Origin of the sequence: Streptomyces sp. NK08204 (assembly GCF_020400585.1) — a bacterium.
GTDB lineage: Bacteria > Actinomycetota > Actinomycetes > Streptomycetales > Streptomycetaceae > Streptomyces.
On the sequence record NZ_JAINVF010000002.1, the window covers coordinates 153,964 to 179,613 of the forward strand.

Annotated in this window: 21 protein-coding genes; 19 read left to right on the forward strand and 2 right to left on the reverse strand. The window is 72.2% G+C overall.

Annotated features, from left to right (window positions below; all coding sequences use genetic code 11):
• The first annotated feature begins 126 nt into the window (after positions 1 to 126).
• From K7G59_RS03855 to K7G59_RS03870, 4 genes are all read left to right on the forward strand, one after another.
• Positions 127 to 819 (forward strand): LuxR C-terminal-related transcriptional regulator, encoded by a 693-nt coding sequence (locus K7G59_RS03855; RefSeq protein WP_225830386.1) that lies wholly within the window; start codon positions 127 to 129, stop codon positions 817 to 819.
• Positions 820 to 988: 169 nt separating this feature from the next.
• The gene (locus K7G59_RS03860) at positions 989 to 4,192 is read left to right on the forward strand and encodes a DUF11 domain-containing protein (protein WP_225830387.1); all 3,204 of its coding nucleotides are present in this window, start codon (positions 989 to 991) and stop codon (positions 4,190 to 4,192) included.
• A complete protein-coding gene (locus K7G59_RS03865) occupies positions 4,189 to 4,896 on the forward strand; it encodes a DUF4255 domain-containing protein (RefSeq protein WP_225830388.1) in 708 nt (235 codons plus the stop codon). Before K7G59_RS03860 ends, K7G59_RS03865 begins: the two co-directional genes overlap by 4 nt.
• Positions 4,893 to 6,989: an AAA family ATPase gene (locus K7G59_RS03870; protein WP_374114187.1), complete on the forward strand. Its 2,097-nt coding sequence runs from the start codon at positions 4,893 to 4,895 to the stop codon at positions 6,987 to 6,989. The genes K7G59_RS03865 and K7G59_RS03870 overlap by 4 nt, the downstream gene beginning before the upstream one ends.
• Positions 6,990 to 7,005: 16 nt before the next feature.
• Here the strand turns inward: K7G59_RS03870 and K7G59_RS34930 are convergent, their stop codons facing one another.
• Positions 7,006 to 9,036 carry a DUF4157 domain-containing protein gene (locus tag K7G59_RS34930; RefSeq protein WP_225830389.1) on the reverse strand — a complete coding sequence of 677 codons (2,031 nt, stop codon included), beginning with the start codon at positions 9,034 to 9,036 and terminating at the stop codon, positions 7,006 to 7,008.
• Between the two features lie 244 nt (positions 9,037 to 9,280).
• On the opposite strand from K7G59_RS34930, the gene K7G59_RS03880 reads away from it, so the two are divergent.
• From K7G59_RS03880 to K7G59_RS03945, 13 genes are all read left to right on the forward strand, one after another.
• Entirely contained in the window at positions 9,281 to 10,834 is a 1,554-nt protein-coding gene (locus K7G59_RS03880; RefSeq protein WP_225830390.1) for a phage tail sheath family protein, read from the forward strand.
• Between the two features lie 41 nt (positions 10,835 to 10,875).
• The gene (locus K7G59_RS03885) at positions 10,876 to 11,316 is read left to right on the forward strand and encodes a phage tail protein (RefSeq protein WP_041127466.1); all 441 of its coding nucleotides are present in this window, start codon (positions 10,876 to 10,878) and stop codon (positions 11,314 to 11,316) included.
• Entirely contained in the window at positions 11,313 to 11,813 is a 501-nt protein-coding gene (locus K7G59_RS03890; RefSeq protein WP_225830391.1) for a zinc-ribbon domain-containing protein, read from the forward strand. The genes K7G59_RS03885 and K7G59_RS03890 overlap by 4 nt, the downstream gene beginning before the upstream one ends.
• Complete coding sequence (locus K7G59_RS03895; RefSeq protein WP_175439233.1) at positions 11,810 to 11,968, forward strand: DUF6760 family protein; 159 nt, start codon at positions 11,810 to 11,812, stop codon at positions 11,966 to 11,968. The genes K7G59_RS03890 and K7G59_RS03895 overlap by 4 nt, the downstream gene beginning before the upstream one ends.
• A 2,773-nt stretch (positions 11,969 to 14,741) precedes the next feature.
• Positions 14,742 to 15,038, forward strand: coding sequence for a hypothetical protein (locus tag K7G59_RS03900; protein WP_225830392.1), 297 nt, complete (start codon positions 14,742 to 14,744; stop codon positions 15,036 to 15,038).
• A 29-nt stretch (positions 15,039 to 15,067) separates the two neighbouring features.
• Entirely contained in the window at positions 15,068 to 15,493 is a 426-nt protein-coding gene (locus tag K7G59_RS03905) for a phage tail protein (RefSeq protein ID WP_137992814.1), read from the forward strand.
• A 52-nt stretch (positions 15,494 to 15,545) separates the two neighbouring features.
• Entirely contained in the window at positions 15,546 to 16,268 is a 723-nt protein-coding gene (locus tag K7G59_RS03910) for a LysM peptidoglycan-binding domain-containing protein (protein ID WP_225830393.1), read from the forward strand.
• On the forward strand, positions 16,265 to 18,088 hold the full coding sequence (locus K7G59_RS03915; RefSeq protein ID WP_225830394.1) for a VgrG-related protein: 1,824 nt from the start codon (positions 16,265 to 16,267) through the stop codon (positions 18,086 to 18,088). The genes K7G59_RS03910 and K7G59_RS03915 overlap by 4 nt, the downstream gene beginning before the upstream one ends.
• A 23-nt stretch (positions 18,089 to 18,111) precedes the next feature.
• Positions 18,112 to 18,429 (forward strand): PAAR domain-containing protein, encoded by a 318-nt coding sequence (locus K7G59_RS03920; RefSeq protein WP_225830395.1) that lies wholly within the window; start codon positions 18,112 to 18,114, stop codon positions 18,427 to 18,429.
• Positions 18,429 to 18,851: a GPW/gp25 family protein gene (locus K7G59_RS03925; RefSeq protein ID WP_041127460.1), complete on the forward strand. Its 423-nt coding sequence runs from the start codon at positions 18,429 to 18,431 to the stop codon at positions 18,849 to 18,851. Before K7G59_RS03920 ends, K7G59_RS03925 begins: the two co-directional genes overlap by 1 nt.
• Complete coding sequence (locus tag K7G59_RS03930) at positions 18,851 to 20,812, forward strand: putative baseplate assembly protein (protein WP_225830396.1); 1,962 nt, start codon at positions 18,851 to 18,853, stop codon at positions 20,810 to 20,812. Before K7G59_RS03925 ends, K7G59_RS03930 begins: the two co-directional genes overlap by 1 nt.
• Positions 20,809 to 21,381, forward strand: a complete 573-nt coding sequence (locus tag K7G59_RS03935) for a phage tail protein (protein ID WP_225830397.1) — start codon at positions 20,809 to 20,811, stop codon at positions 21,379 to 21,381. Before K7G59_RS03930 ends, K7G59_RS03935 begins: the two co-directional genes overlap by 4 nt.
• Positions 21,382 to 22,545: 1,164 nt before the next feature.
• A complete protein-coding gene (locus K7G59_RS03945) occupies positions 22,546 to 23,160 on the forward strand; it encodes a zinc ribbon domain-containing protein (protein ID WP_225830398.1) in 615 nt (204 codons plus the stop codon).
• 179 nt (positions 23,161 to 23,339) lie between these two features.
• Here the strand turns inward: K7G59_RS03945 and K7G59_RS03950 are convergent, their stop codons facing one another.
• Complete coding sequence (locus K7G59_RS03950; protein ID WP_374114188.1) at positions 23,340 to 23,639, reverse strand: cytochrome ubiquinol oxidase subunit I; 300 nt, start codon at positions 23,637 to 23,639, stop codon at positions 23,340 to 23,342.
• 245 nt (positions 23,640 to 23,884) lie between these two features.
• On the opposite strand from K7G59_RS03950, the gene K7G59_RS03960 reads away from it, so the two are divergent.
• Both K7G59_RS03960 and K7G59_RS03965 read left to right on the forward strand, forming a co-directional pair.
• Positions 23,885 to 24,970, forward strand: a complete 1,086-nt coding sequence (locus tag K7G59_RS03960; RefSeq protein ID WP_225830399.1) for an LLM class flavin-dependent oxidoreductase — start codon at positions 23,885 to 23,887, stop codon at positions 24,968 to 24,970.
• Positions 24,967 to 25,584, forward strand: a complete 618-nt coding sequence (locus tag K7G59_RS03965; RefSeq protein ID WP_225830400.1) for an FMN reductase — start codon at positions 24,967 to 24,969, stop codon at positions 25,582 to 25,584. The genes K7G59_RS03960 and K7G59_RS03965 overlap by 4 nt, the downstream gene beginning before the upstream one ends.
• The last annotated feature ends 66 nt before the right edge of the window (positions 25,585 to 25,650 follow it).

A 25,650-nucleotide genomic window follows, 5' to 3' on the forward strand; every position in this document is an offset into this window, starting at 1 on the left:
CTTACGGTGGTGAGCCGCCTTCGGTGCACCACTGACCCGTGATCGCCTCGCGCTGTATCACTCAACCCCCCACTGGCTCATGAAAACAGGTGTCCCATGTTCCGCGCAGAGGAGAACGGTCCTGCCATGTCCGACACCACGACACGTGATCTCCTCCGGACCGGCTCGATCCACCGCACCTCTCGCTCCGGTGGCCCGACCCGGGCAAGCGTGGCCGTCTACGCCGCCGACCCCGTGCTGCGGGTCGGTGTCGTCCAGCAACTGCGCCAGCGCCCCGAGGTCGAACTGGTGGAGGACGCCGACGCGGAGTGGGCCCAGGTCTCGCTGGTCGTCGTGGACGGCCTCGACGACGACGTGGCCGCCCTGCTGAACCGGCTGCGGTACAACAGCGCCACCCGCACCGGCCTGGTGGTAGGCACCCTCGGGGCCGGCGGGCTGCAACGCGTCATCGAGTGCGGTGTGTCGGCGGTGTTGCGCCGCGCCGAGGCCGATCAGGACCAGCTCGTGCGGCTGGTCCTGGCGGCGGCCAACGGTGAGGGGGTGCTGCCCGGCGATCTGCTCGGCGAACTGCTCAGCCACGTCGGCAATCTCCAGCGCTCGGCGCTCGACCCCGGGGCCCTGTCCCTGTCCACGCTCACCACGCGCGAGGCGGGCATGCTGCGCCTGGTGTCGGAGGGCCTGGACACCGCGGAGATCGCCCGCAAGACCTCGTACTCCGAGAGAACCGTCAAGAACGTCCTGCACGAGATCATCACGCGACTCCAACTGCGCAACCGGGCCCACGCGGTGGGTTACGCGCTGCGCAATGGGCTGATCTGACAGGCCCGTTCGACGGACGCCCAACGATGGAGGGGAAGGCGGTGGTGCCCGAAAGCACACCGCGTGCTTCCCCCGGGTGCGGCCCCCGAGCCCTGCCGTCTCGCGCGCGGCCGGTAGATGGTGGCGGGGGCATATCCAGATGCCGCACCAGACTGCGAAGGGGACCGTGATGGAAACCGCTGGCCCCGGCGGGCGGTACCGCCTGGGGAGACTCGGCACCTCGCTCCTGCTGCTGATCCCCCTGCTCGGGGTGACAGCGGCGGCCGGGCCGGGCAGCGCCGAGCCCGCGGCGGCTGCCGACGCCGCGGAAACCCGGGTCGCGTACGCGGGCACCGGCCACCGCAGCCTCGGTGAGGTCGCCTCCACCACCTCCAGCACCCCGCTGTTCGGTGACGGCCCGGTCCACTACGACACGCAGCCGTCCGCCCTCGGCGACCAGATGGTCTTCGCCAGCCGCCGCGACGAGAAGGACCCGCAGGTCTATCTGCGGGCCGCCGACGGTTCGGTACGACGGCTCACCAGCGGCATGGACGCGGCGCACCCTCAACTGACCCCCGACGGCCAGTCGGTGGTGTTCGACGCGGCCGAGTCCGCAGGACTGGGCGGCGGGACCCAGCGCGACCTGTGGCTGGTGCGCACCGACGGCACCGGCCTGACCCGGCTGACCGACACGTCCGCGAACGAGGAGGACCCGACGGTCTCCCCCGACGGGCAGCGCATCGCGTACGCCGACGACAGCGACCCGCTGGTCGGCCCGCAGATCTACGTACGGGCCCTGAGCGGTGGCACCGCCACCCGGATCACCGATCCCGCCAACGGCACGGCCTCCGAGCCGGCCTGGAACCCGGTCGACGACGACGTCAACCGCGACTGGATCGCGTACACCGCCACCACGACCGTCGACGGGCAGCCCGTGACCCGGCTGCGGATCACGAACGGGACCGCCGACGAGCCGCTGTTCGGGGGCGCGCAGGCAACCTGGCGGGCCCACGGGGCAGCGTGGCTGCCCGACGGGGACGGTGTGCTGTTCCTCAGCCCCGAGATCACCTGTCAGTGCGAGGGCGACTGGGACCATGTGTTCCGCTCGACCGCCCACTCCGACCAGATCCCCTCGCTGGTGCTCAACGAGGACCGGAACGTCCTGTCGCCCACCTGGCTCGGCTCCATGGACCGCGGCAGGGCGGTGGTGGAGCGCACCTCGGCGGCCAACCCGCACGTGGTGACACTCCAGGACGCCCGGGCGGACGGCTCCGACCCACGCGACCTGGGTCTGACGATCCTCAACGAGGATCCCGCGGCCGACACCAACACCGACCCCGCCAAGGACCCGCTGTTCCAGCCCGCGGCCGGCCACGACCCGTGGACCGAGCGGCAGAACTACACGCCCGACGGCCGCCGGATCGTCCTCACCCGCTTCGAGGACGGCGCCGACGGCCGGATCGAGCGGATCTGGATGGCCGACGCCGACGGCTCCAACGCGGCGCCGCTGCCGCTCGCGGGACGCGGCGCGAACGACTGGGACACCGACCCGACGTTCTCCCCGGACGGCAAGTACCTCGCCTTCACCCGGACTTCGCCGGGCGGCGTCGGCGATGCCGCCGGAGCCAGCCGCATCCTCATCGCGGATGTCGCCACCGGCGCGATCACCGGCGAGATCGTGCCGCCGGCCGGGCAGCTCCAGGGCCAGGACGCCCAGCCCACCTGGTCGTCCGACGGCACCACCCTGGCCTTCACCCGCAACATGGAGATCAACGGGGGCGGCGGCAACAAGCACGTGTGGACCGTGCCCGTGAACGACCTGACCCGGCAGCGCGACCTGAGCGCCGCCAACTGCCCGGGCGACTGCGCGGTCATCGACGACAGCCCGGCGTTCTCACCGGACGGGCGCAGCATCGCCTTCAACCGCAAGAACGGCGCCGGCCGGATCGACGAGGAGAACGGCATCCTCCTGACGTCCGTGTCCGGCGGCGACTGCCAGGTGCTGCTGCCCACCGCCGCCCGCGGCCAGTCCGGCGCCTGCGGCCGGGAGCTGCCGGACACCACGACCACCGGACCGCACCAGCCGCGCGACGCCGCCTGGACCGCCGACGGCAAGAGCCTGGTATTCAGCTCCCGTGCCGAAGCCGCGGTCAACAGCCCCGAGAAGCTGAGCCTCCTGGACGTCGACTCCGGCGACATCACCCCGCTCACCACCGAACTCGCGGGCCGCCAGAAGGAACCCACCGTCCAGCAGTCCGTGGACCTCGCCGTCCGTGCGCCCGGCACCACGCCGGAGGTCACCGTCGGCGACTCCACCACGGTCCGCGTCGACGTGGTCAACAACGGCCCCGCCGCCTCGCCCGGCACCCGCCTGACCGTCGCGCCGCCGACCGGCGTGCAGGTCACCGGGATCAGCCGGCCCGGCGGCACCTGCGACGCCTCCTCGCTCCAGTGTGACCTGGGCGTGGTGGAACCCGGCACCACCGTGCCGGTGGACGTCACGCTCACCGGAGTCACCCCCGGCGACGCCCCGGTCGACTGGTCGGTCACCGGCACGGTCCTGGACCCGCAGCCCAGCGACAACACGGGCCGGACCGTGGTGCCGGTGCGCGAGGCGACACCGCCCCCCTCGACGCCGCCCCCGAGCTCCACGCCCACCCCGACCCCCACCACGCCGCCCTCGAGCTCCACGCCCACCCCGACCCCCACCACGCCGCCCACGGTGCCCCCGGAGCCCGAGGAGCCGAAGGCCGGGCCCGGGGTGCGGGTCACGGCCCAGCCGAACCCCGGCTATGTCGGCGGGCGCGTCGTGGTGACGTACACCGTTCGCAACGGCCGCAACGCGCTGGCCACCGGACTGCGGCTGAAGATCGGCCTGCCCTCGGGGCTGCCCAACAGCGGGCCGCCCGAGGGCTGCGACCAGAACTGGGTGTGCGCGCTGCCCGACCTCACGCCGGGCGCGAGCACCGTCGTACGGGTCGTGCTCAGCCCGAAGAAGGCGATGACCGGCCAGGTCACCGGCGTGCTCACCACCACCGGCACGGACGCGAACAAGAACGACAACACGGCCAAGGAGCGGCTGCGCATCCTCCAGCCGCGCATCGTCGCGGTGCCGGACATCGGCAAGCCCGGCTTCGTCACCTCCGTGCGCGGCAAGGACTTCCCGCCAGGGGTGCCGGTGAAGTTCAAGTGGAACCCGGGGATCACCGCGGCGGCAGCGCCCACGATCCCGAAGACCGACGGCACGTTCATCGGCCAGCTGCTCATCCTCGCCAAGGACCAGACCGGGCCGCGCACCATCATCGCCAGCGGTTCCGGATTCTCCCCGGTGAAGACCGACTTCCTGGTCGTCAACGGCAGTGTGCAGCCGCCGGACGAGGTGACCCGCCGGTGATCCACGAGGTCGACGAGGGCCTGCGGCGGCTGCTCGCCGAGAGCGGTCTGGAGGCATCGGGCATCGAGGTGGTCTTCGACGCCCCCACCCGGGACTGGGCGGCCCGCCGCAGCGCCCCGACGGTCTGCGTCTTCCTGTACGACATCCGCGAGGACGCCGTACGACGCGGTACCGGTGCCGGGGAGGTGTACGACGAGGATGGACACCTCGTCGCCCGGCGCTCCCCGCCGCGCTGGTTCCAGCTGGCCTATCTGGTCACGGCGTGGGCGAGTCGCCCGCAGGACGAGCACCGGCTGCTGTCCCAGGTGCTCGGCGCGCTGGTCGCCCACGACACGCTGCCCGCCGGGCTGCTCACCGGCTCGCTCGCCGAACTCGGCCTGACTGTGGGCCTGGAGACCGCCGGGACGGGCATGGACGCGCCGACCGCCGCGGACGTCTGGTCGGCGCTCGGCGGAGAGATGAAGGCGTCGCTCGGGGTACGGGTGCGGGCACCGCTCGCCGGTGTGACCAGGGCCGCCGCGCCGCCCGTCACCGAAGGTCTCGTCGTGCGCTCCGCCGCCGCCCGCGAGGGTGAGGAGACGAGCCCGGGCCGCCGGCTGCGCTACACGGAGGCCACTGACCCCGGCCGCGATGGGTTCACCGGGCCCCGTGAACGGCCGCCGGCCCCGGCGCGCAGGCGGCGCAGGGGGGATCGGCAGGCGTGACGTACACCGTGGAACCCGAGGTCGGGGGCGGTGTCGGCGCGGGAGGGGACACCGGTGTGGATCACCTGTGGGAGCGGCTCGGTGCCGTCGAGGCGCGGGTACGGGAGGCCGTGGCGGTACGACGGTCCGTGGACCCCGATCCCGACGATCCCTACCGGGGCCAGTACCTCACCCCGGAAGCGGCGGCGCGGATCCTGGACGAGCCGGGTGGGCTAGTGCCCGCCCAGGGACTCTGGCAGCCGCCGGCGGGGTCTGTGCTCGACGGACTCGTCCGGCGGTTCGGGCTGTCCTCGCTCGACCTGGACCTGCTGCTGGTCGCGATGGCACCCGACCTGGACGCGCGGTTCGAGCGACTCTACGGCTACCTCAACGACGACCTGACACGCCGTCGGCCCACGGTCGGGCTCGCGCTGGAGCTGTGCGGACTCGGCGGCGCCTCGCCCGCCCGGTTCCGCCTCGCCCCCGGGGCGCCGCTGATCGCACACGGTCTGCTGGAGGTCACCGAACCGGAGCGGCCGCCGCTGTCCCGTGTCCTGGCCGTCCCTGACCGGGTCACCGCGCACCTCCTGGGCGGCACACGGCCCGATGCCCGGCTCACCGGTGTGCTCGGCGAGGCCCGGGAGGACCCGACCGCCGAGGCCGCGGACGTCCACCGCGCGGCGGCCGCGGCCGGCACCGGCGTCGGTCTCGTCCATCTGCGCAGCCGGGGCGGCGACGCCGAGGGGCTGGCCACCGCCGCCCTGCACGCGGCCGGACTCGGCCCGCTCGTCCTGGACGCGGTGGCGCTCGCCCGGCGCTCGGCCGACGTGCCGGCACTGGCCCGGGTGATCGCCCTCGAAGCCCGGCTGACCGGCGCCGGTGTGGTCCTCGGCCCGCTGACCGCGTTGCCCGGAGAACCCGCCGAACGAGCCCGAACCCTCTCGTCGTTGTGCGCCGAACTACGCGGCATCCCCCTGTTCACCCACGGCACGACCGGCTGGGATCCGGCATGGGCGGCCGACACCCCCGTCGTGCTGAACGTCGAGGCACCCTCCCCGGAACGACAGGCCGCACGCTGGCGCCACGCGCTGGACCGGGCCGCCGGTGACGCCGTGACCGGTGACGTCGAGGCGCTCGCCCGGGCCGTCGCCGCGCATCGCCTGGACTCCGGGCAGTTGCGCCGGGCCGCCGACGCGGCGGTGCGGACAGCCACCATCGAGGGACGGCAGGTGGGTCCCGACGATCTGCGTACCGCCGTACGGGCGCAGAACGGCGCCGGGCTGGACCGGCTCGCCCGGCGCGTTGAGCCGGGGGTCGGCTGGGACGATCTGGTGCTGCCGCCGACCACCCACCGCCGGCTGCGTGAACTCGCGCTGCGCGCCCGCCACCGCGAGCAGGTGCTCGGGCAGTGGGGGATGCGGCCCGGCGGCGGCCGGGGCCGCGGTGTCATCGCGCTGTTCGCCGGCGAGTCGGGCACCGGCAAGACCATGTCCGCCGAGGTCGTCGCCGCAGACCTGGGCATGGACCTGTACGTGGTGGATCTGTCCACGGTCGTCGACAAGTACATCGGGGAGACCGAGAAGAACCTGGAGCGGATCTTCACCGAGGCGTCGGCGGTCAACGCGGTGCTGCTCTTCGACGAGGCCGACGCGATATTCGGCAAGCGCTCGGAGGTGAAGGACGCCCACGACCGGCACGCCAACATCGAGTCGGCGTATCTGCTCCAGCGCATGGAGTCGTTCGACGGGATCGCGGTGCTGACCACCAACCTGCGGGCCAACCTGGACGAGGCGTTCACCCGCCGCCTCGACGTGGTCGCGGACTTCCCGGTGCCGGACGCCGGCCAGCGCCTTGCCCTGTGGGACCGGTGCCTGGGCGACCGACTGCCCCGGGGCGACGACCTGGACCTCGCCTTCTGCGCCGACCGCTTCGAACTGGCCGGCGGCTCGATCCGCGCCTGCGCGGTCACCGCCGCCTACCTCGCGGCCGAGTCCGGTGAGCCGCTCACCATGCGGCAGACGGTGACCGCGATCGCCCAGGAGTACCGCAAGCTCGGACGGCTGGTCCTGGAGAGCGAGTTCGGGCCGTACCTGGCGCAGGCCGCCGGCGTGTGAGGCGACCGGCCCGAGGTCAGGGCTTGGACCTTCTCGTGGCCTTGCTGAGATCCACGCTGTTGGGCAGCATCGCCTGCGGACGCAGGAGGTCCTTGAGGAGGAACTTCATCAGTTCCGCGCCGGACATGCTCTTCAGCCGGTTCGCCAAGGCGGGATTGGCGTCCTCCATCCGCATGATCTCCAGCACCGCGCGGTCCACCAGGCCGGGAATGATGTCCCTGCCCCTCAGGGTGTTGGAGCGGATCCGCTCCTTGTACTCCTTCTCCTTCCGGTGGCCGGCGCCGTAGGTCATCGTGCTGAACTCGTCCGCCGCGACCTCGCTCTTGACGACGGGGAGCAGGTTGGCCCGCTCCGGGTCCGTCTCCTGTGCCTTGGCCTGCATGATGAGTTCCATCATGTCGAGGTCCGTCTTGTTCATCCCGCGGTCGAAATTCCGCACGGGCTGGGAGAACTGCTTGGGCATCTTGTCCATGCGGGTGGGCAGTTCACTCTTGAAGGCCGTGGGTTCGGTGGGGTCGGCCTTGATCACCGGATACTCACGCTGGGCGAAGTCGCTGAGCATGAGCCAGCCCTGGGACTCCAGGGGCGAGTCCGCGAGCGGGATCTCGAACCGGACCTTTCCGAACCGGGTGTCGCGGAACTCGCTGCCCGGTGCCTCCAGGAAGAAGAAGACGAAGCCCTCGTTCGCCAGGACGTGTGCGTCGTAGCCCTCGGAGTTGTTGGCCGCGTCGGGGTTGTCCTTCAGCAGCTCCGTCTTCGACTTGATCTGGTTCGCCTGCGACAGCAGGTCAGCCCGGGCCTCGTCCTTGGTGTAGTGGCACAGCACGCTCTGCCGCAGCGCGGCTGTCAGGTTTCGCTCGACGCCGCTCACCCAGTCCTTGCGCCCGCGGGTATTGATCTCGTTGGCCATACTGGCCCGGTTCATCTCGGAGAGTTCGCGGAAATAGCTCGGCCCGTTCATGGCGAACGCCACGGCGCTGTCGGCCCAGGTCTCCTCGTTCCAGAGCAGGCCGCGCGCGGTCATCGCCTCGAAGGGGGCGCGTGCTTCGGCGGGGAAGTCGCTGTCCCTGCCGATCTGTTCGGTCACCAGGTTGTTCTCGGCCTTGAGAGCCGTGCGGGCCTCGGTCAGGAAGTGCCGGGCGGCGGTCCCGGACTCCTTGGTGAGGTTCTCCTCGGCGCTGCCGACCGCCAACAGCAGTGTCATCAGCACCTGCGCACAGTGCATCGGGTCACGCTTGGGATCCGCGTCGTACGCCTTGATGCCCTCGCGGATCTCCGCCAGCTCGGGTGACTCCTGCGCGGGCGTGCTCCCCCAGGACTTGAGGAAGGACTTCAGGGGGTTGCCGTCGGACCCGACCGCCGGCAGCTTGTCCGAGAGCGCCTCATGGCCCTTGCGCTGGATCACCGCCGCCCCGGAGGACACCGGCCCGGAGTGCTCCGCGGTGCACGCTTCCGCCCGCTGCACGGGTGCGGGCCCCGCCATGATCCGGTGCGCGTTCGCCTCGGCCTCCCGTTCGAACCGGTCCGAGGGGTCGGACACGCGCAGGCCGTTGCCGTGGTCGGTGCCCGCGACCGGCCCCTGCCGCTGCTGGACGACGTGGGTGAGTTCATGCGCGAGGGTGTGCTTGTCGCCGCCGCCTTCGCCGATGACGACATGGCTGCCGGAGGTGTAGGCACGCGCGCCGACGGAACGGGCCGAGCGGGCCGCCGAGGCGCCGGTGTGCAGCCGTACGTCGGAGAAGTCGGTGTCGAACCGGGACTCCATCTCCTGGCGCACCGGACCTGCAAGGGGTTTGCCGGCGGAGCGCAGGACGTCGTGCACCTCGGTGCCGGGCTGCTCCGGGGCTTTTGTGGTGCGCGCGCGGCGGGCGATCATGCCGGTCACCGCGGCGTTGCCCGCCGTTCCCTGGGCGGCCTGGAGCGCGGCGGCCGTGAGCGGGGGCGGTACGGCGGCGCCGTTCCCGGACGCCTCCCGTCGGGCGCCGGCCTGGCCGCGCGCCGATTCCTGGTCCTCGCTCCGGCCGGTGCGCGGCTTGGAAGTCTGCACCTGCTGCCTCCTCGTCGGCGCCCATGCTGCGGCTCTCCAGTTCATCGCGGGGGCGAGCGGGGCGTCCAGGCCCGAAGGGGCAGCACGAGGGCAACGGTGGGTGACGTCGGGACGGTCAACCTGGGGCGTCCGTAAAGGCAGATGTATTGCCCCCGGGCAGGTCCGCAGGTCCCTGCCGCTGTGCCGGTACGCCGCGCAGACTCGGCCTGGACACAGGTGACCGTAAGGACGTTAAGGAGCGAGCATGCCGACGTACCTCACCCCGGGCGTATACGTGGAGGAGGTGCAGTCCGGTGCCCGACCGATCGAAGGGGTCGGCACGGCGGTCGCCGCGTTCGTCGGCTTCGCCGAGAAGGGGCCGTTCCACGCGCCGACGCTGGTCACCAGCTGGGACCAGTACTCCCAGGTGTTCGGCGGCTTCACCGAGGGCACCTATCTCGCCCACGCGCTCTACGGGTACTTCTCCAACGGCGGCGGTGCCGCGTACGTGGTGCGCATCGGAGGGGCCGCCGAGGCTGCCTCGGGCCCGTCGGTCAATGGCGGCCGGCAGCCGAAGGCGGCTGCGCCGGTCGAACTCGGCGGCTTCCTGATCGCGGCCAAGCCGGGCATGACCGGGGTGTCGGTGGAGGTCGCCGACGTGGACGGCGAGAACCCGCCGGAGGACCGCTTCAAGGTCCTGGTCCGGCGCGGCGACGAGGTGGTGGAGACGTACGACGCCTCCACCCGCAAGAACGTCAAGGGCTACCTGGTCACCCAGGCCCGCGCCTCCAAGCTGATCGAGGTCACCGAGCAGCGCGGCGCGTCCCAGACCAAGCCCGCCGCCCAGACCGTCGCGATCCCCGACGCCGTCGGCGCCCCCGCCTCGAACGGCTCCGGTGAGCTGGCCCGCATCGACCCCGCCGAGTACGTCGGCGACGCGGCGGCCCGTACCGGGTTCGGCGGTCTGGAGACCATCGACGAGATCACCATGGTCGCGGTGCCCGACCTGATGGGCGCCTACCAGCGCGGCGACATCGATGCCGAGGGCGTGCGCACCGTGCAACTCGCAGTCATCTCGCACTGCGAGCAGATGGGCGACCGCGTGGCCGTCCTCGACGCTCCGCCCGGGCTCAACGCCCAGCAGGTGCGCACCTGGCGCAACGACGAGGCGGGCTACGACTCCCGCTACGTCACCCTCTACTACCCGTGGGTGCGGGTCTTCGACCCGGCCCTCGGACGCAACACCACCGTCCCGCCGAGCGGTCACATCGCCGGTGTGTGGGCGCGCAGCGACGCCGAGCGCGGGGTGCACAAGGCGCCGGCGAACGAGGTGATCCGCGGCGCGGTCGACCTGGAGCTCCGCCTCAGCAAGGGCGAGCAGGACCTGCTGAACCCGATCGGCGTGAACTGCATCCGGGCCTTCCCCGGCCGCGGCATCCGGATCTGGGGGGCCCGCACGCTCTCCTCCGACCCGGCCTGGCGCTACCTGAACGTGCGCCGCCTGTTCAACTACCTGGAGGAGTCCATCCTCCTGGGCACCCAGTGGGTCGTGTTCGAGCCCAACGACGACCGGCTGTGGTCCAGCATCCGCCGCAATGTCACCGCGTTCCTCACCGAGGAATGGCGCCGGGGCGCGCTGTTCGGTCGTACCGCCGACGAGGCGTTCTATGTGAAGTGCGACCGCGACAACAACCCGCAGGAGTCCATCGACCAGGGCCGGGTCGTCTGCGAGATCGGCGTCTCGCCGGTCAAGCCCGCCGAGTTCGTGGTCTTCCGGCTGGCCCAGTTCTCCGACACCACCAGCCTCATCGACGAGTGATCCGCGAGTCCGGTTCTGTAAGGAAAGGTTGACAGACAGTCATGGCAACGGGCGATGCTCTTTCCACTCACGTCTTCGGCGTGCAGCTCGGCGGATACCTGGTGGAGTCCATCCAGGAGATCAGCGGGTTCACCGTCGAAGAGGATGTCGTCGAGGTCAAGCAGGTCACCGCGGAGGGCAAGCAGATCATCCGCAAGCAGCCGGGTGCCCGGCAGGCCGGTGAGATCACGATCACGCGGGGACTCGACCAGAGCAGCGAGTTCACCCAGTGGATCAAGGAGACCCTGAACAACGGGGCCGTCAACACCGCGCGGCAGAACCTCACCATCGAGATCAAGGACACCGAGGGCAACACCGTCCGCCGTATCCAGCTGATGCAGGGCTGGGCCTCCAAGTGGGAGGGCCCCTCCCTGAAGGCGGGCGAGTCGTCCCCGGCCACCGAGTCGGTCACGATCACGTTCGAGGAGATCGTCGTCGAATGAGACGCCGTACGGTGACGGCGGGCAACCTGGAGGATCTCCTCCAGGTGACGGCGCCCGCCCAGGCGTCGGAGCAGCAGGTGGCGGCCACCCCGGCCGCCGCCCCGCCGCGCCGTGAGGACAACAGCGGATTGCGCACGGAGTTCGAGTTCGAGCTGCCGCGCGGGTACGTGGACGAGGCGGGCACCGTGCACCGGTACGGCGCGATGCGGCTGGCCACGGCCCGCGACGAGCTGCGGCCCCAGATCGACCTGCGGGTCAAGGAGAACCCGGCGTATCTGAGCGTGGTGCTGCTGAGCCAGGTGATCACCCGGCTCGGCACGATCACGGATGTGCACGCCGGGATCGTCGAGCGGATGTACGCCACAGACGTGGCGTTCCTCCAGGACTTCTACCGCCGCGTCAACAGCGAGGGCCACACCCGCGCGGCGGTCACCTGCCCGCACTGCGAGGGCGGCTTCGAGGTCGACCTCTCGGGTGGGCGCCTGGGGGAATCGTGACGTACGCCCTTCCCCGGCTCCGGGAGGAGATCGCGTACATCGCCTACCACTTCCACTGGGAGCGCGAGGAGATCCTCGATCTCACGCATGGTGAACGCCAGCAGTGGGTGGCCGAGATCGCCCGTATCAACACCCGTATGAACGAAAGCGGTTGAGTAGATGGCATGGCGGGACAGGCTGCGCCGCCGCGCCGGGGCGGGCAGGTCGGGGGCCCGGGGCTCTGCCGTGCCTGGGGGCTCGGATGCCGGTGGCGACGGCGGTTCGGGTTCTTCGGATCCTTCGGGTGCATCGGGTGCATCAGGTCCTGTGGGTTCCTCCATGCCTGACGACTGGGACGGCGGTTGGCGCCGCACCGCCCCACCTCAACTGACCGTCTCCCGTGCTCCGTTGGGCGTGAGTGACGGCCTCACCTTCCGTGCGGCGCTCGCCGCCTGGCAGAACCCCTCCTTCGACAGCGGGCTCGGGCATGCGCTGCTGCCGACGGCTCCGGCTGGGCTGGTGCGGGGTGTGGCTCGCCCGGCCGGCCCGCGCGCTGTGAGCGTTGGCGGGGGGCCGCTGCTGCTTCGGGTGGTGCGGACGGAAGGGGGCGAGGGGTCGGAGGACGGGGCGCAGGGGGATTCTCGCTCGGCGTCGACGTCGGCGTCGGTACGTCCAGCTCGTGGTGGCTCCTCCGGTGCCAACCGCACTGTGGGGAAGGGGAGGTCGGGCGGAACTTCGCAGAGTCGTGACATCACGTCGTCCGTGGGTTCCCCCGCTGTCCCTTCCTCCCCGACTCCCGCTGTCCAACGGCCCGTTGCCCCGTCGGCCGCCGCGCCGGTTCCGCTCGTGCGACGCGTCGCGGTGATCCCGGGGGCGGTCGGACCGTCCGTCCAGCGTGCCGCGAAGGAGGCGCCGGAGACGGGTGCGCAGCCCGCGCCGAGCGGAAGTCGGTCGGAGGTGTCCCTCCCCGCCGTCCAGCCACGGTCGGTGGGGCCCCACTTGACGGTCGCCCCCCGGGTGACGGGGCCTGTACGCCATGTCCCTGCCCTGAGGTCTGCGGTGGTCGCCGAGACGGCCGCATCGAGCACGCCCGTACAACGTGCGGGAAGCCGCCCGCCGTTGGGGGCGTCGTCGGTGGAGGATGCCTCCGTCGTGTCCGCTGCGGGACCCGTGCCCGGTCCGGTGCTTCCCGTGGTTCAGCGGCAGGCCGAGGACGCCCAGGGTTCCTCCGACAGCCCTTCGCCGAGTGCCGCCGTACAACGTGCGGGAAGCCGGCCGCCGTTGGGGGCGTCGTCGGTGGAGGATGCCTCCGTCGTGTCCGCTGCGGGACCCGTGCCCGGTCCGGTGCTTCCCGTGGTTCAGCGGCAGGCCGAGGACGCCCAGGGTTCCTCCGTGAGCCCTTCGCCGAGTGCCGCCGTACAACGTGCGGGAAGCCGGCCGCCGTTGGGGGCGTCGTCGGTGGAGGATGCCTCCGTCGTGTCCGCTGCGGGACCCGTGCCCGGTCCGGTGCTTCCCGTGGTTCAGCGGCAGGCCGAGGACGCCCAGAGTTCCTCCGTGAGCCCTTCGCCGAGCGCCGCCGTACAACGTACGGGAAGCCGACCGACGTTGGGTGCGCCTCCGGTGGAGGACGCCCAGCGTTCCTCCAACAGCCCTGCGCCGAGCGCCCCCGTGCAGCGCACTGGAAGCCGACCTCCGTTGGGTGCGCCGCTCGCTGAACTGCCCTCCACGGCCGCACCGTTGGTGAAGGACGCCCCTGCCGCGCCCGTATCCGGTCCGGTGCTTCCCGTGGTTCAGCGGCAGGCCGAGGACACCCAGGGTGCCCCCAGCGTCCCCGCCCCGGGCCCGTCTTCGGGTCCGCAGCGTTCCGGTGCGCGTGCGCGCGGCGGCCTGGGGGCGCCTCTGCCCGCGATGCCGGCCAGCGCTGGTCTGCCCGGCTCCGCCGCGTCCGGGGCCCGAGCCTCCCGTACGGCATCCGGGCCCGACATCCAGCGCACACCGGCATCGCCCGCGCCGGGCGGGGACCGTACGCCGCCCACGGAGCCCGCCTCGGATACGGCACGCCACGCACCGTTGCTGGGGACGGTCGACGTCCAGCGCCACCTCGCGGACCACCCGGCGCCCCAGGGCGGCAGCCCCACGGACCACGGAACCGGCCCTGCCACGCCGTTGGTGACGCCGTCCCAGGGCGCGGCGTCTCAGGCTCCGGCGGGCACAGTCGTACGGCCCGAGGCGATGCACCCCGGTCCCGGTCCCGGCGACGGACGTCCCCAAAGCCCCAGCAGCCCAGCCCCGGTCGTCGTAGCCCGCCGCGCGGCCGAACCCATGGCAGGCGCTCGCCCCGCGACCGCATCCACCGGCGGCCCCCGCCCCGCAACCCCCTCCATCCCGGTAGCCCGCCGCACCCTCGCGCTGCTGCCCGCACGGCCCCTCACCCTCAACACCCTGGCGCCGGAAGGCCTGGCACCGTCCGCCGCGTCGCGCCCCGTCGGCGGCCCTCCCGTGGTGGCGGCGCGTTGGAGCGGGGCGCCGGACATCCCCGGCGGCGGCACCCCCGCACCGTCCACCCGGTCGCCCGCGCACCCTGCACACCCCACGTCGGCACCGTCCGCGGGCGCCGCTGCGACCCCGCCGGCCCAACGGGCCGTAACCGCGCACGCGCCGCACCACCCGGGCGTACCGGCAACCGGCTCGGCCGTACGAGCGACCGGCGCCCCCGGTGTCGTCCAGCGAGTCGTCCCGCTCGTCAAGCCCGCGCCGCCTAGCGGGGGAGTGCCCGGTACGGCGGCGGTCCCCCCGGCGCGGCCCCTGCCGGTCACGCCCCCGTTGACGCCGCCCCTCGCGAATGGCCCGTCGACAGCCGTGGCACAGGCGGCGGCCATCCCCGTGGTCCGGCCGCGGGTCGTGACGCCGGGCGCCCGATCGGCGAGCGGCGGCGGCAACAGCCCTGCGGTGCCCGAGGTCCAGCGTGCGATCTCCGGCGCGGGGAAGGCCGTACCCGACGTACCCGGCGTATCCAAGGGCGTACCGGCGAAGGCGGTGCCCGCGGCGCGTGGCAAGCAGCAGTACTCCGGGACGGCCTCCGCGTCCGGCCGGCGCACGGAGCGGTCCGCCGACGCGGCGCAGGACCCCGGTCTCGACCTGGACGACCTCGCGCGTCGCCTGCTCGACCCGATGGCCCGCCTGCTGCGCACGGAACTGCGGCGCGGCCGGGAGCGTACGGGTCGCCCCTACGACGGACGCCGCTGAGGGCGCGGCACGGAACGGATGACGGACGGATGACGGACAACATCTTCGCGAGCAGCGTGTTCTTCCGGCTCGCGATCGGCGGCAATGATCTGGGCGCCTTCCACACCTGCTCCGGCATGGGTGCCGAGGTGGAGATCGAGACCTATGCCGAGGGTGGCAACAACGGCTTCACCCATAACCTGCCAGGCCGGGTGACCTGGTCAAACATCACGCTCACCCGGCCGGTCACCGCCGACACCGCGAAGATCGCCCGCTGGCTCGACGAGACGCTGAAGCGGGTGGAGCCCAAGGACGGCGAGATCGTGGCGCTGCGGCCGGATCTGTCGCGGATCATCAGCTGGCAGGTGTTCGGGATCGTCCCGGTGCGCTGGCAGGGCCCGTCCTTCGACCCCAGCAGCTCGCAGGCGGCGGTGGAGACCCTGGAGATCGCCCACGAGGGACTGCGCCCTTCCTGACCATCCCTCAAGTCGCATTCTCCGCACAGCGCCTTAGAAAGGAATCCCAGCCATGTCCCCAGCGTCCCGCTCCAGTCGGGCCAGGGCCCAGCTGACGTTGAAGGAGCCCCCGGCCTCCGTCGGCGCCAAGCCCGGCGGGACGCTCGCGCGGCTGAACCTCCAGTTCAACCCGTCCACCTTGGAGTTGCGCAAGACCACCGAGTGGCGGCGTTCTCCGTCGCGGATGGCAGCGGAGTCGGCGCTGCCCGAGTTCGTCGGCAGTGGCCCGCGCGAGCTGAGTCTCGAGGTGTTCCTGGACGCCACCGCCACCCACGACAACTCCGTGGAGCAGGCGGTGGAGAAGCTGATGAAGGCGTGTGTGCCGACGAAGGCGAGCCTGGGGCGCAAGAAGCCGGCGAGCCCATGGGTGCGGTTCGAGTGGGGCAGTGCGCGGACGACGTCGTTCGACGGGGTGCTGTCCAGCCTGTCGGTGACGTACACGCTGTTCGACGTGGACGGCAAGCCGCTGCGGGCGACCTGCCGGCTGTCGATCGAGGAGGCGAGCGTCGGTCCGGCGGGGCAGAACCCGACGTCCGGCTCGCGCACCGGGCGCAGTACGCACATCGTCGTGGCGGGCGACAGCCTGGCGCTGCTGGCGTGGCGGGAGTACGGCGACGCGACGGCCTGGCGGGTCATCGCGGAGGCCAATGACATCGACGACCCGATGGCGCTCGTGCCCGGCAGCGAACTGGTGCTGCCGGCGATGAGCGACGCGAGCGCTGAGGAGGAGCAGTGAGTGGCGGGGCACGGGACGGCCGGTCCTTCGCGGCGGACCCCATCGTGGAGACGCCCGGCGAGCTGCCGCCCGTCTGGGCCGCCCAGCTGGTGAGTTGTGTGGTCGACGAGAACGTGGGCCTGCCGGACGCGGCGGTTCTCACGTTCCGCGATCCCGATCACGAGTTCCTGAAGGAGACCGGCATCACCATCGGCACCCCGCTCAGGGTCTCCGTGGTCACCGTGACCGGGCAGGCGCGCGAGCGGCTGTTCAACGGTGAGGTGACGGCCCTGGAGGTGGACCGGGACCGCACCGGCTCGTTCACGGTGGTGCGTGCCTTCTCCAAGGCGCACCGCCTCCAGCGCGGCCGGAAGGTGGTGGCGTACCGGAACATGACGGCGGCGGCCATCGTCCGCAAGGTGGCCGCCGGGGCGGGCCTGGCCTGCGGCACCGTGCAGGCCGCGCCGGTCACCTACAAGCAGCTGTCCCAGGCGAACGTCTCCGACTGGGACTTCCTTCAGTTCCTGGCCGCCGAGAGCGGCGCGCAGGTGCGTGTCGACGACAAGGGGCTGCTCCAGTTCACCAAGCCCCAGAAGGCGTCCGGGGCGCCCGCGCCGTCCACGTCGGCTGCCCAGAACCCGATGGTGCTGGAGTACGGGCGCAATCTGCTGGCGCTGCGGGCCTCCTTGTCGGCGGCGGACGGCGCGCAGCAGGTGGAGGTGCGCGGCTGGGACGTCACCACCAAGCGGCCCCTGGTGGCCCGGCAGCCGTCGGTCGACAGCGACACGGTGGTGCCGGGGCTGAGCCCGGCGCTCGCCGCCCGGTTCGGCAAGTCGTCGAAGCTGACCGTCACCGACACCCCGTACCGCACCCAGGCCGAGACGAAGGCGGTCGCGGACGCGGTGGCCAGCCAAGTCAGTGCGGGCTTTGGCGAGTTGGAGGTGCTGGCCGAGGGCAACCCCATGCTGCGGGCGGGCAAGCCCATCGCGCTCGGCAACGTCGGGCAGGCCTTCTCCGGCAAGTACACGGCGACGGCGGTGCAGCATGTCCTCGAACCGCACGGCGGATACCGTACGACGGTGTGGGTGAGCGCCAGCCCGGACCGCTCCCTGACCGGCCTGGTCACCGGCGCCAACGCGCCCTCCCGGGGTCCGCGCATGCCGGGCCTGGCGATCGGCGTCGTGACGGACGTGCGCGAGCCGGCCGGCTCCGAGCGCGGCGCCGTGAAGGTCAAGTTCCCCTGGCTGGACGACACGTACGTCACCGACTGGGTGCGCACCGTGCAGTGGGGCGGCAAGGGCGGCGGCGGGGTGGTGAGCCCCGAGGTCAACGACGAGGTGCTGGTCGGCTTCGAACAGGGCCTGCTGGACAGCCCGTACGTCATCGGAGGGCTCTACAACGGCGTGGACAAGCCCTCGCCGCACGACGTCCCGCTGATCGACAAGACGACTGGAAAGGTCAACCGCCGTTCCATCGTGTCGCGTTCGGGGCATCGGGTGGAGCTGCTGGACGCGCGGGCACCGGGGCGCTCCGGGGTGCGGATGATGTCCGCCGACGAGCGCCTCGAAGTTTTCCTCGACAACCGGCGGGACCGGATCGAGATGACGGTGTACGCGGGCAAGGGCCGGCAGGTGCTCAGCTCCGTCGTGCTCGACAAGCAGGGCATCACCCTGGACGCGGGACGGGGGAACGTGAACGTGTCGGGCGCCAACGTGGACATCAACGGCAGGGTCGGGGTGAAGATCGGCGGCCGCACGGTGGATGTCACCGGCGCCACGGGCGTCACCGTCGACGGCGGTCTGCTCGGCGTCCTCAAGGCCAAGCTCATCCGCATCAACTGATCACCTTTCGAGAGGAGTTCCCCATGCCCGCCGCAGCCCGTACCGGCGACCCCACCAACCACGGCGGGGTGATCGCCACCCCGCCGCCCGCCGCCGCCAGGGCGGTGGCGACCGTGCTGATCGGTGGCCGGCCCGCCGCCGTCGTAGGCAGCCTGCACACGTGTGCGATGCCGCCGCACCTTGCCCTGGGACCGGCCAACGTGATCATGCCCAACCCAGCCGGGCTCGCCTCGGGACAGGTCCTCATCGGCGGGCTGCCGGCGGCGCGGGCCCGCGACCAGACGGCGTGCGGCGCGCTGATCGTCACCGGCGCCCCCAACGTTCTGATCGGAGGCGTGTGATGAGCGAGCGGTTCATCGGCCGTGGCTGGGCGTTCCCGCTGCGCGTCGGGCCGACCGGCGGGATCGCCCTGGTCGAACGGGAGCGGGAGATCGAGGAGGCGATCCGCTTGGTGCTCGGCACCGCGCCCGGCGAACGCCCCATGCGCCCCGAGTTCGGCTGCGGCATCCACGACTACGTCTTCGCCCCCGGCGACGGCGCCACCGCCGGCCGTATCGCGCAGCAGGTGCGCGAGGCACTGGAGCGGTGGGAGCCGCGGATTTCGGTCGACGACGTGGTCGTCGCCTTCGACGCGGTCGAGGACGGCACCCTCTACATCGACGTGCACTACACCCTGCGTTCCACCAACGACCGGCGCAACCTGGTCTTTCCCTTCTACACGATCCCCTCCGAGGAGGGGGCCGAGGAAGCAGGCGCGGACTGATGGCGCTGCCCTCCCCGAACCTGGACGACCGGCGGTTCCAGCAACTCGTCGACGAGGCGAAGCGATATGTGCAGCAGCGCGCCCCGGAGTGGACCGACCACAACGTCTCCGACCCGGGCGTCACTCTGATCGAGACGTTCGCCTACCTGGTGGACCAGTTGCTGTACCGGCTGAACAGGGTCCCTGACAAGAACTACACCGCGTTCCTGGACCTGTTGGGCATCCGTCTGTTCCCGCCGACCGCGGCCGGCGCCGACGTCGACTTCTGGCTCTCGGCGCCGCAGCCCGACACTGTCGCGCTGCCGCCGGGCACCGAGGTGACCACCGCGGGCGCCGAGAGCGACGAGGCGGTGGTGTTCACGACCACGGAGGAACTGCGCATCCTGCCCAGCGAGTTGACCCGTCTGGTCACCGCTCCCCGGACCGGTGAGCAGAGCGACCGGACCGGCATGCTCGCCGACGGCCTCGACATCCCCTGCTTCCAGACGACGCCGGAGCCCGGCGACGCGCTGCTGTTCGGACTGCCGACGGCGGTGCCGCGCTGCATCGTCGCCGTACGCCTGGACAGCCGTGTGGAGGGCATCGGTGTGGACCCGCGCCAGCCTCCGCTGGTGTGGGAGGCATGGGACGGCGGCGGCTGGCAGCGGTGCGAGACCGGCGACGACACCACCGGCGGCCTCAACCGGCCCGGCGAGATCACCGTGTACGTGCCGGCCAGGCACACGGCGTCGGTGATCGGCGGGACCCGGGCCGGCTGGTTGCGCTGCCGGGTCACCGAGGCGGAGCCGGGCCAGCCGTTCTACTCGGAGTCCCCGACGGTGCGCGAGGCGGCGGTGTTCACCGTCGGCGGCACCATGTCCGTCGAGCACGCCGAGACGGTGACCGACGTACCGCTGGGCACCTCGGAGGGGGTCGCCGGGCAGACCTTCCGGCTCGGCCGCCCGCCGATCCTGCTCGACGCCGAGCCCCCCATGGTGGAGGTGTCCTCCGACGAGGGGTGGCAGCGCTGGGAGGTGGTCGAGCACTTCGGCCGCTCCGGACCCGACGACCGGCACGTCCGCGTCGACGCCACCACCGGCGAGTTCTGTTTCCCCCCGGCGCTGCGCGAACCGGACGGCACGCTGCGGCAGTGCGGTGCCGTGCCGCCCAAGGGCGCCCAGATCCGGGTCGCCCGCTACCGCACCGGCGGCGGCCCTGCGGGAAACGTCGCCCCCGGTGCGATCTCCGTACTGCTCAGCTCCGTTCCGTACATCGCCCAGGTCACCAACCGGGAGGCGGCGAGCGGCGGGGTCGCCGGGGAGACCGTCGAGAACGCCCGGCGGCGCGCGCCTCAGGCGCTGCGGATGCAGGACCGCGCGGTGACCGCCGAGGACTACGAGATCATCAGCCGCCAGGCCGCGCCCTCGGTGCGCCGGGTCCGCTGTCTGCCGGCCGCGGACGCGCCGGGTGCGGTACGGGTCCTGGTGGTGCCGGACGCGGTGGCCGACGAGGGCGACGACCGGCTGCGCTTCGAGCAGCTGATCCCGTCCGACCAGGTGCTCTCGGCGATCACCGCGAGCCTCGACGAACGGCGTCTGATCGGCACGCGTCTCGTGGTGGAGCCGCCGGTCTACCAGGGCATCACCGTGGTGGCCCGCCTCTCGGCGGCCCCCAGCGACACCGACAAGGTCCGCGAGGCGGCGCTGGACGCCCTGTTCCGCCACCTCAACCCGCTGGTCGGCGGCCCGGACGGCACCGGGTGGCCGTTCGGGCGACCGGTCCAGTACGGCGAGATCTTCGGTGTCCTGCAACGCGCCAACGGCAACGCGCTGGTCGAGGAGATCCGCCTGTTCCCGGCCGACCCCGTCACCGGCCGCCGCGGCGCTCCGACGGACCGCATCGACGTGGGTCCGGGCGCCCTGGTCTTCTCGTACCAGCACCAGGTGGTCGTGACGGGGGTCGGGGCGGAGGGGCGGGGATGAGCCGCGCCGCGATACCCGGGCTGCCGAGCAGGTATCCGATCGGGGAGCAACTGCCCGCACTGTACGCCGACGACGACTTCGCGCAGCGGTTCACCGCCGGGCTCGACACCGTTCTCGCGCCGGTGTTCTCGACGCTCGACAACCTGCCCGCCTACCTCGACCCCCGGGTGACGCCGGTCGACTTCCTTCAGTGGCTGGCGTCGTGGGTGGGTGCCCTGGACGATCCGCAGTGGCCTGTGGAACTGCGCCGACAGGCGGTCGTCCGCGCGGTGGAGCTGCACCGGTGGCGGGGCACGAAGCGGGGGCTGGCCGAGGCCCTGCGTCTCGCGCTGGGCGTGCATGCCGAGGTGAGCGGCGACGCCGGGGCGGCGTGGTCGAACACCGCGGGCTCCGACCTGCCGCCGGAGCCCGCCGCCGAGCTCCTGATCCGCGTCCTTCCGGACCGCGAGTCGGGGACCGGACGGCTGGACGTGGACAGGGTGCACGAGATCGTCCGGGCCATGTGCCCGGTGCACGTCGCGTTTCGGGTGGAGGTCCTCCCCGGCCCGCCCACCGAGGAAGGGAACTGACGCATGCGAGCATGTCCCGCATGCGGGGCCTCCAACGACCCCGCGGACGACTTCTGCGGCAACTGCGGCACGTATCTGGGCTGGTCGGACTCGTCGGCGAGCACAGGTACGCCGACCTCCACGGACACGTCGGCGAGCACGCAGGCGCCCGCGAACCCGCCCACGGTCGCCTCGGCGGCGACGGGATCCACGGAGGCCTCGAACTCTCCGGCTGCCCCGGAATCGCAGCCGAACGCGGACCGTGCGGCGGTCCCGACGCCCATGGATCCTCCGACGGCGTCCCCGGCCGACACTCCGCCGAGGGCTTCCGCGGCGCCGTCCGCGACGCCTGCGGCAGCCGCCTCGGGGGAGGGGGCCGCGTCGGCTGCACGCGGCCTCGGGTCGTCGTTGCGGTCCCGGCTGACGGGTCGTGGGCGTGGTGACGCGAGGGGGACGAGCACCACGGATGCCCCGGCTGCGGTTACCTCGGCGTCGGCTTCTGCGGCTCCGGACGCCCCGGCCGCGGTTACCTCGGCACCGACCGCCACGGGCCCGGACGCCCCGGGCACGGATGCCGCGGACTCACGCCCGGGCACCGGCACCGGCCCCGACGCGGCTCCCCCCACCGGCGAGGGCCCCAGCAGTGCCCCCGCTCGGCCGGAGCCCACGAACTCTCCGCGCCAGCCCGCATCGGACGCCGCCCGCACCGACTCCCCGACCGGCGGGTCCGCAGGCGAGACCCCCGCCGAGGAAGCTCCCCCCGCCCCGACCCCAGGGCTTTCCGAATCCGTACGACCCACCGCCCCCGCATCCGGAACAGCCGCCCGGCCCCCGCAAGCCCCGCCCGTCCCCAGCACTCCGCCCTCGCCACCCACCGCCTCGCCCTCGCCGACCACCCCTCGGCCCCCGGCGGCCCCTGCCACCCCGTCTTCCCCGACCACCCCCGGGCCCCCGTCCGCCTCCACTGCCTCGCCCCCGCCCACCACTCCCCGCTCCCCGACCAGCCCCGCCCCCGACCCCGACCCGATCCTGCCCGTCCTCCCCGCAAAGGCCGTCGCCCCCCGTCCCGTCGTACGTCCCGCGGCCGCGCAGGACGAGGGCACCGGGCGGCCCTGTCCCGTGTGCGGGACGCTCAATCGGCCGGAGCGGAAGTTCTGCCGGCGGTGTGCTGCGGAGTTGAGGCCGGTGGAGAAGGCCGCGCCGTTGCCGTGGTGGCGGACGGTGTGGCCGTTCCGGCGTCGGGTGCGGGCGGGTTCGGGGCGGGGTGTGCGGCTCATCGTGATCCTCGTCGTCGTGGTCGCGCTGTGCGCCGCCGGACTCTTTCTGCTCCCCGCCGGACGCGCCCTGTTCGAGGACACCCGGGACAAACTGAGCAAGGCCACGCCCGTGACCCCGGTGGACATCAAGGCGAGCGGCGCGCTCCCCGGGCACCCCGCGACGAACACCACGGACGGGCTGAACAACAAGTACTGGGGTGTCCCCGGACCGGGCGCCTCGGTGACGTACACCTTCCGCAAGCCGTTCCGCCTCGTCGACCTGATCATCACCAACGGCGCGTCCACGTCCCCGGAGGCGTACGCCCGCCAGGCCCGCGCCCTCCAGGTCGACCTGGAGGTGACGACGGCCGACGGCACACGGCACGACAAGCAGCTCACCCTCAGCGACAAGCCGGGCCCGCAGACGATCCAGACCGGGATCAGCGACGCGAAGACGGTACGCCTGACACTGCGCTCACCCGTCGACCTGTCCCGGGGACGTCATCTGGCCCTGGCGGAGGTGGAGTTCTTCCAACGGAGCTGAACCCGGCGTCGTTCCGCTCCACGAATGACCCTGTGACATACGGGAGTTGACGTATCCGGTGTCTTTCTCGGTGTGCGGGTGCTGGTCCACAGGCGGGACACGCGGCGGTCAGGCGTTCCGGAGGGCTGCGAGGACTTCCTTCGCTGTGGTCACACTGGACTGCGGGTTCTGCCCGGTGATCAGGTTGCCGTCGACGACGACAGTGTCCGACCACGGTGCGCCCGCCTTGAAGTGCGCCCCGCGCTCGACGAGGCGGTCTTCGACCAGCCACGGCGCAGCGTCGCCGAGGCCGCCCTGGCGCTCTTCTTCGTTGGTGAAACCGGTGAGGCCGCGGCCGGCGAACAGGAACGTGCCGGTGGCAGTGGTCGCACCGCGAGGAGCACGGACAGGCCGACGGTGAGCGCGGGGAAGGTCAGATGGAAGATCGCGGTGATCGCGAACTGCCATCGGGACAGTTCGACGACGGTTGCGGAAGCCATGGGTCCTCCGGGGAGGCAGAGGGGACTGCCACGCTAGGCAGCCGACCGGGTACGGCGATTGCCTCTCAGCGCCCGTGCAGTGGCCCCACGCTGCACAGTCGCGGACGGAAAGGCGGCAGCTCACCCCGGGGGCCGCAGGAGGGCACTGAGGGACCAGCACCGCTGCACTCACGGACAAGGGGCATCGCCCGAGCCGTGCCTACATTTCCGGCATCCACACAGCTCGCCGGAACGAAGAGGCGCCCATGCAGTTCGGAATATTCTCGGTGGGGGACGTCACCCCCGACCCGACCAACGGCCGTACCCCCTCGGAGCACGAGCGCATCAAGGCGATGGTCGCCATCGCGCTCAAGGCGGAGGAGGTCGGCCTGGACGTCTTCGCCACCGGCGAGCACCACAACCCGCCGTTCGTGCCGTCGTCGCCGACCACGATGCTCGGCTACATCGCGGCCCGCACCGAGAAGTTGATCCTCTCCACGGCCACGACACTGATCACCACCAACGACCCGGTGAAGATCGCCGAGGACTACGCGATGCTCCAGCACCTGGCCGACGGCCGGGTGGACCTGATGATGGGGCGGGGCAACACCGGCCCGGTCTACCCCTGGTTCGGTCAGGACATCCGGCAGGGCATCAACCTCGCCAAGGAGAACTACGCGCTGCTGCGCCGGCTGTGGCGCGACGACGTCGTCGACTGGGAGGGGACGTTCCGCACTCCCCTGCAGGGTTTCACGTCCACGCCCCGCCCGCTGGACGGCGTACCCCCGTTCGTGTGGCACGGCTCGATCCGCTCGCCCGAGATCGCCGAACAGGCCGCCTTCTACGGCGACGGCTTCTTCCACAACAACATCTTCTGGCCTGCCGACCACACGCGACGGATGGTCCAGCTGTACCGGCGCAGGTACGCCCACCACGGTCACGGCCGGCCCGAGGAGGCCATCGTCGGCCTCGGCGGCCAGGTGTTCATGCGGAAGAACTCCCAGGACGCCGTACGCGAGTTCCGCCCGTACTTCGACAACGCGCCGGTCTACGGCCACGGGCCGTCCCTGGAGGACTTCACCGAGCAGACCCCGCTGACGGTGGGCTCCCCGCAGCAGGTCATCGAGCGGACGCTGTCCTTCCGCGAGACCGTCGGCGACTACCAGCGGCAGCTGTTCCTGATGGACCACGCGGGCCTGCCGCTGAAGACCGTGCTGGAGCAGCTCGACATCCTCGGCGAGGAGGTCGTACCGGTGCTGCGCAAGGAGTTCGCGATCGGCCGCCCGGCCGACGTGCCGGACGCGCCCACCCACGAGTCCCTGCGGACCGCGCTGGAGGTGGCCGCCGCGTGAAGCTCGTCGCCGTCTCGGCGGGGCTGAGCACCCCGTCGTCCACCCGCCTGCTCGCCGACCGGCTCGCCGAGTCGGTCCGCGCCGACCTGGCCGCCGAGGGCCACGATGTGCGGACCGAGGTCATCGAGCTGCGCGAACTGGCCGTCGCCGTCGCCAACCATCTCGTGACCGGTTTCCCACCGCCCCAGCTGGCGTCCGCGATCGACGCGGTGACGGGCGCGGACGGCCTGATCGCAGTGACGCCCGTGTTCACCGCCTCCTACAGCGGGCTGTTCAAGTCCTTCTTCGACCTCATCGACCCGGACGCCCTCACCGGCACGCCGGTCCTGATCGCGGCGACGGGAGGGACGGCCCGCCACTCCCTGGTTCTGGAGCACGCGCTGCGCCCGCTCTTCGCCTACCTGCGAGCCGGTGTCGTCCCCACCGCGGTGTACGCGGCGTCCGAGGACTGGGGGTCCGGCGGCGACGACTACACCGAGGGCCTGCCCGCCCGCATCCAGCGGGCGGCCGGTGAACTGGCCGTCGCCATGGCGGCCCGCCCGGCGTCGGAGACGACGCCCGACGACGAGGTCACCGTCCTCGAACGGCAGCTCTCCGACCTGCGCTTCGACTGAGGCCCCGCGGTTCCCCGTATCTCCGCCCCGTATCCCGGATCTAGTGCGTTCACTCGATGCGCCCCC

Excerpts from the sequence above, each read along its gene's own strand:
- K7G59_RS03935 (WP_225830397.1), top strand. The coding sequence starts at position 20,809 with ATGAGCCGCGCCGCGATACCCGGGCTGCCGAGCAGGTATCCGATCGGG.
- K7G59_RS03950 (WP_374114188.1), bottom strand. The coding sequence starts at position 23,639 with ATGGCTTCCGCAACCGTCGTCGAACTGTCCCGATGGCAGTTCGCGATC.
- K7G59_RS03905 (WP_137992814.1), top strand. The coding sequence starts at position 15,068 with ATGACGGACAACATCTTCGCGAGCAGCGTGTTCTTCCGGCTCGCGATC.
- K7G59_RS03860 (WP_225830387.1), top strand. The coding sequence starts at position 989 with ATGGAAACCGCTGGCCCCGGCGGGCGGTACCGCCTGGGGAGACTCGGC.
- K7G59_RS03925 (WP_041127460.1), top strand. The coding sequence starts at position 18,429 with ATGAGCGAGCGGTTCATCGGCCGTGGCTGGGCGTTCCCGCTGCGCGTC.
- K7G59_RS03920 (WP_225830395.1), top strand. The coding sequence starts at position 18,112 with ATGCCCGCCGCAGCCCGTACCGGCGACCCCACCAACCACGGCGGGGTG.
- K7G59_RS03890 (WP_225830391.1), top strand. The coding sequence starts at position 11,313 with ATGAGACGCCGTACGGTGACGGCGGGCAACCTGGAGGATCTCCTCCAG.
- K7G59_RS03880 (WP_225830390.1), top strand. The coding sequence starts at position 9,281 with ATGCCGACGTACCTCACCCCGGGCGTATACGTGGAGGAGGTGCAGTCC.
- K7G59_RS03910 (WP_225830393.1), top strand. The coding sequence starts at position 15,546 with ATGTCCCCAGCGTCCCGCTCCAGTCGGGCCAGGGCCCAGCTGACGTTG.
- K7G59_RS03855 (WP_225830386.1), top strand. The coding sequence starts at position 127 with ATGTCCGACACCACGACACGTGATCTCCTCCGGACCGGCTCGATCCAC.
- K7G59_RS03885 (WP_041127466.1), top strand. The coding sequence starts at position 10,876 with ATGGCAACGGGCGATGCTCTTTCCACTCACGTCTTCGGCGTGCAGCTC.
- K7G59_RS03960 (WP_225830399.1), top strand. The coding sequence starts at position 23,885 with ATGCAGTTCGGAATATTCTCGGTGGGGGACGTCACCCCCGACCCGACC.
- K7G59_RS03930 (WP_225830396.1), top strand. The coding sequence starts at position 18,851 with ATGGCGCTGCCCTCCCCGAACCTGGACGACCGGCGGTTCCAGCAACTC.